Source organism: Micromonospora sp. LOL_015, from assembly GCF_048060275.1.
Taxonomy (GTDB): Bacteria; Actinomycetota; Actinomycetes; order Mycobacteriales; family Micromonosporaceae; genus Micromonospora_E.
The window spans coordinates 1-3,962 of sequence record NZ_JBHMIO010000104.1 but is presented as its reverse complement, the minus strand read 5'-3'; the positions used below and the strand labels follow the sequence as shown (position 1 = coordinate 3,962).

The following is a 3,962-nucleotide window of genomic DNA, read 5'->3' as shown; positions in this document are numbered from 1 at the left end:
TTCCTGGTCTCGAGGCGTCTTGGAGTGACTCACCTCGTTACAGGAACTCCGCTTTCCCATGTCCGACCGACACACCCTTGACCGCCGCCGCAACGGCTTAACCGAGCGGCGTTGGGTCTAGCCCGTAGCGGATGTCGGCGACCCGGACGATCATCGACCGGTCGGCGTACACCCAGTCGGCCTTGCCCAGGCGCAGCGTGTCGCCGACACGGAGCAGTTCGTCACGCGACATCGTCACCATCCCCATTCCCATCGGCTTCGTCGTCGGGGTTCACCGGAGGCCACAGGCCGGCGAAATAGAGCACGGCCATCACCCGTCGGGCCTTTCCCGGATCGTGCCGGCGCAGCACCGCGAGCGCCTTCGTGAACGGCTCGCAGAGCGCGGCGGAATTGCACACCCGGCATTCGGCGAGTCGGCTCGGCAGATGCGTGCTGACGATCTCCCGCGCCCGCCGTACCACCGGATGATCAACTGACAGGTGGACGCTGTCCGGCAGTGGCGGTCGGTTCGGCGTCGAATCATGATCCTTTTCTCCGCCGGGCGGCGTGCCGATCGAGGTGTAGCGGGCGAGGCGGGGTGTGCCGCCGATCCCGTCGTTGCGTACCACGTGATCTCCCTTGCCGTCGTCGAAGCGCCTGTGGCGATTTCTACCCTGGACTGTGCGACCTCGACACGGAATACTCAGTTCACCGATTGCCATGCGTCAGTCATTCCAGCGCGTACCAATGGATTCCAATGGAGGCCAGGAGATGAGTGAACTTCAGGATCTGTTGCGCAGTGAGCGCCTCAAGCGCAACCTGACCCAGGCCCAGGTGGGTGAGGCCATCCGGGTCAGCAATTCCCTGATCGGCGCGTTCGAGACCGGCAAGTCGATCCCGCTGCCGGACACCGCCGTCGACCTCGACCGCATCTACGAGACCGGTGACCAGATCCAGCGGCTGTCCCGGACCGCCCGGGAGGACGCGCAGGCCCTGTGGCTGCGCTCCTGGCTGGAGAGTGAGCGCCGGGCGCTGGTGCTGCGCTCGTTCCAGCCGCTGGTGATCCCGGGGCTGCTGCAGACCGAGGCGTACGCCCGCGCCGTCCTCACCGCCGGGCCGCGCACCCGGCGGCGGCTCGACGAGGCGCTCGCCGTTCGACTGGAACGCCAGTCGGCTACGCTGGACCGCGGCGAGGACATCCAGTTCACCGCGATCATCGCCGAGGCGGTGCTGCGCCTGACCGGCGCGTTCATGAAGGACCAGTTGGAGCACCTGGTCGACATCGGTCACCGCCCGGATGTGCAGATCCGGGTGCTCCCCGCCGATGTCGGCATGCACCCCGGGATCGCGGGCGCGTTCGTCATCGCCTGCCTCCCCAACGACCGACGGGCCTGCTACCTGGATGACCAGCTGAGCGGCCGGATCGTCACCGAGGCTCAGGACGTGGTCGACCTGGAACAGACGTGGGATGCTGTGTCGGGACTGGCACTCACCGTCAGCCAGAGCCGTGACCTGATGCTAAGGATGATCGATGAACACGAGTGAGCCGATCTGGCGCAAGTCCAGCCGCAGCAGCTCCAACGGCGGCGACTGCGTGGAGGTCGCCGACAACCTGCCGGGCCGGGTGCTGGTGCGCGATTCCAAGGACCGTGCCGGTGGCACCCTGGCCTTCGCGCCGGCCGCCTGGTCCGCCTTCGTCGCCCACACCCCGTCCGCCGTACGCTGACCCACCGCCAACGCCGCCCCACCCAGCACTCTGGGCATGTGCGCTCAGCCGACCGGCCTCGCCCCCGTCCCACCAGCCGGGGCGAGGCCGGCCGCGCGAGCCGCGCCGCCCGGATCGCGCTACGCCGACCAGCGCCCGTACCTTGCCAACCCTCGCCGGCTGGCCAGCATGTACGAGACGGTGCTCCGCGAAGCGACAACGGCAGATGATCTCGTTCGATGGCTCGACGGCCCGACCCTCGTCCGTCTCTGGCCCACCTTGGTCCTGCCTCCGCAGGTACGGTGGCTGTGGGAGTCCAAACACCAGGCACTCGTTCACACCCGGCGCGGATCCGGGCCGCGACCTGATCGTGAGGATGATCGATGAACGCGAGTGAGCCGATCTGGCGCAAGTCCAGCCGCAGCAGCCCCAACGGTGGCGACTGTGTGGAGGTCGCCGGCAACCTGCCGGGCCGGGTGCTGGTGCGCGATTCGAAGGACCGGGCTGGTGGCACGTTGGCCTTCGCGCCGGCTGCCTGGTCCGCCTTCGTCACCCACACCCCGTCAGCCGTACGCTGACCACCGGGGCCGGCATGCGCCCGCCGGAGCTCCCGTCGACGCCGATCGGCCTGACGCCAGTCGACCGGTCGCACCGTGCGGTGCTCGGCAACCTGGGGCAGCTGTACCGGTACGACCTTGCCGAAGCGTACCGTCACCTGCCGAACGCGGACGGCACCTACAACAATCGCCGTCTCGACCGCTTTCTGGCCGGCGCGGAACCGGACACCCGGGCGTGGCTGATCACAGTGGCGGGAGAGCTTGGCGGATTCGTCATGGCGGGCCGGGCGGATGAGATTGCCTCGATCGACGATTTCTTCGTGGTCCGGCCACTGCGGCGGACCGGCGTGGGACGTGTGGCCGCTGGTCAGGCCATCGCCGAATGGCCGGGCCGGTGGCGGATCGCCTTCCAGGCGTACAACCCGGGAGCGCAGCCGTTCTGGCAGCGGGTGGCGACCGACGCGGTCGGACCGCACTGGCACCGGTCCGAGGTGGCGTCGGTGCCGGGCGCACCTGCAGATATCTGCCTCAGCTTCGATACGTCACCAACGACCGGGTGATGTTCGATCATGGTCGATCACCCTGTACGCTCGAAGCTACCGGAATGCGGGCCGGTGTTCCGGCCTTCAGGCCGGGGGTGAAGGCCTGCGCTGGGAGGGCCGCCAGGGCCCGAGCAGTGCTCTAACCTGGCCGGTTTTCCTGCTCGATGTGCTGCGTCACGATGCTCGGTGGCGCGCCGCCGACGGAGCCGGCGAAGTACGAGCCCGACCAGAGTTTGTTGGCCCGGTGGTAGTGGCGGGCGAGGTCGGGAAATTCCTGCCGCGGGTGGCGCGACGAGACGCCCTTGAGTGGGTTGACCAGGCGGGAAACGGCGACTTTGGGTGGGTGGTCGACCAGCAGGTGGACGTGGTTGTGGCCGCCGTTGAACTCGACCAGTTCGGCCTCGAAGTCCGTGCATACGTCCCGCATGATCGCCTCCATGCGGGTCAGGTGCCGGTCGGCGAACACCGTGTGCCGGAACTTCGTCACGAAAACCAAATGAACGTGCATCGCGAAGACGCAGTGCCTGCCGGTACGGATACCCTCACGTTCTGCCATAGACCAACGATGATATCGTGTGGTTCGTGCAGCTCCGGTACCAGTTCCGGGTCTATCCGACACCCGGCCAGCAGATCGCGCTGGCCCGGGCGTTCGGATGCGCCCGGGTGGTGTTCAACGACGGGCTGCGCGCACGGCAGACCGCACGCGAGCAGGGCCTGCCGTACGTGTCGGACGCCGAGTTGTCCAGGCGGGTCATCACGCGGGCCAGGGCGACTCCGGAGCGGGCGTGGTTGGGCGAGGTGTCGGCGGTGGTGTTGCAGCAGGCCCTCGCGGACCTGAACGCCGCGTACCGCAACTTCTTCGCCTCGATCACCGGCAGACGCACGGGCCGCGTGGTGGCGCCGCCGAGGTTCCGGTCCCGTAAGGACAACCGGCAGGCCATCCGTTTCACCCGTAACTCCCGGTTCACGGTGCTGGACAACGGTCGTCTGCGGCTGCCGAAGATCGGCGATGTCGCGGTGCGCTGGTCCCGGATACTGCCGTCGGACCCGTCGTCCGTGACGGTCATCCGGGACGCCGCCGGAAGGTATTTCGCCTCGTTCGTCGTGCAGACCAGCGAGGACGAGCCGTTGCCGCCGACCGACGCCGAGGTGGGGATCGATCTGGGGCTGACGCACTTC

Annotated in this window: 8 protein-coding genes; 5 read left to right on the top strand and 3 right to left on the bottom strand. The window is 68.1% G+C overall.

All coding sequences use genetic code 11. From position 1 onward, the window contains the following. Positions 1–97: 97 nt before the first annotated feature. Both ACFHWU_RS28745 and ACFHWU_RS28740 read right to left on the bottom strand, forming a co-directional pair. Positions 98–232: a hypothetical protein gene (locus ACFHWU_RS28745; protein WP_416592241.1), complete on the bottom strand. Its 135-nt coding sequence runs from the start codon at positions 230–232 to the stop codon at positions 98–100. Further along, positions 222–701 (bottom strand): hypothetical protein, encoded by a 480-nt coding sequence (locus ACFHWU_RS28740; protein ID WP_416592240.1) that lies wholly within the window; start codon positions 699–701, stop codon positions 222–224. The genes ACFHWU_RS28745 and ACFHWU_RS28740 overlap by 11 nt, the downstream gene beginning before the upstream one ends. 49 nt (positions 702–750) lie before the next feature. Between ACFHWU_RS28740 and ACFHWU_RS28735 the strand changes: the two genes are divergently transcribed. The 4 genes from ACFHWU_RS28735 (at position 751) to ACFHWU_RS28720 (ending at position 2,801) form a co-directional block, all read left to right on the top strand. Further along, the gene (locus tag ACFHWU_RS28735; RefSeq protein WP_416567580.1) at positions 751–1,524 is read left to right on the top strand and encodes a helix-turn-helix domain-containing protein; all 774 of its coding nucleotides are present in this window, start codon (positions 751–753) and stop codon (positions 1,522–1,524) included. Continuing rightward, a complete protein-coding gene (locus tag ACFHWU_RS28730) occupies positions 1,511–1,705 on the top strand; it encodes a DUF397 domain-containing protein (protein ID WP_123605197.1) in 195 nt (64 codons plus the stop codon). The genes ACFHWU_RS28735 and ACFHWU_RS28730 overlap by 14 nt, the downstream gene beginning before the upstream one ends. 362 nt (positions 1,706–2,067) lie before the next feature. Then, positions 2,068–2,262, top strand: a complete 195-nt coding sequence (locus ACFHWU_RS28725) for a DUF397 domain-containing protein (protein WP_416592239.1) — start codon at positions 2,068–2,070, stop codon at positions 2,260–2,262. Positions 2,263–2,276: 14 nt separating this feature from the next. After that, positions 2,277–2,801, top strand: a complete 525-nt coding sequence (locus ACFHWU_RS28720; protein WP_416592238.1) for a GNAT family N-acetyltransferase — start codon at positions 2,277–2,279, stop codon at positions 2,799–2,801. 121 nt (positions 2,802–2,922) lie between these two features. Here the strand turns inward: ACFHWU_RS28720 and tnpA are convergent, their stop codons facing one another. Continuing rightward, entirely contained in the window at positions 2,923–3,339 is a 417-nt protein-coding gene (tnpA, locus tag ACFHWU_RS28715) for an IS200/IS605 family transposase (RefSeq protein ID WP_416592237.1), read from the bottom strand. Between the two features lie 26 nt (positions 3,340–3,365). Between tnpA and ACFHWU_RS28710 the strand changes: the two genes are divergently transcribed. After that, positions 3,366–3,962: RNA-guided endonuclease InsQ/TnpB family protein (locus tag ACFHWU_RS28710; RefSeq protein WP_416592236.1), on the top strand; the 597-nt coding region annotated here is incomplete at its 3' end.

Excerpts from the sequence above, each read along its gene's own strand:
- ACFHWU_RS28745 (WP_416592241.1), bottom strand. The coding sequence starts at position 232 with ATGTCGCGTGACGAACTGCTCCGTGTCGGCGACACGCTGCGCCTGGGC.
- ACFHWU_RS28740 (WP_416592240.1), bottom strand. The coding sequence starts at position 701 with ATGGCAATCGGTGAACTGAGTATTCCGTGTCGAGGTCGCACAGTCCAG.
- ACFHWU_RS28735 (WP_416567580.1), top strand. The coding sequence starts at position 751 with ATGAGTGAACTTCAGGATCTGTTGCGCAGTGAGCGCCTCAAGCGCAAC.
- ACFHWU_RS28730 (WP_123605197.1), top strand. The coding sequence starts at position 1,511 with ATGAACACGAGTGAGCCGATCTGGCGCAAGTCCAGCCGCAGCAGCTCC.
- ACFHWU_RS28725 (WP_416592239.1), top strand. The coding sequence starts at position 2,068 with ATGAACGCGAGTGAGCCGATCTGGCGCAAGTCCAGCCGCAGCAGCCCC.
- ACFHWU_RS28720 (WP_416592238.1), top strand. The coding sequence starts at position 2,277 with ATGCGCCCGCCGGAGCTCCCGTCGACGCCGATCGGCCTGACGCCAGTC.
- tnpA (WP_416592237.1), bottom strand. The coding sequence starts at position 3,339 with ATGGCAGAACGTGAGGGTATCCGTACCGGCAGGCACTGCGTCTTCGCG.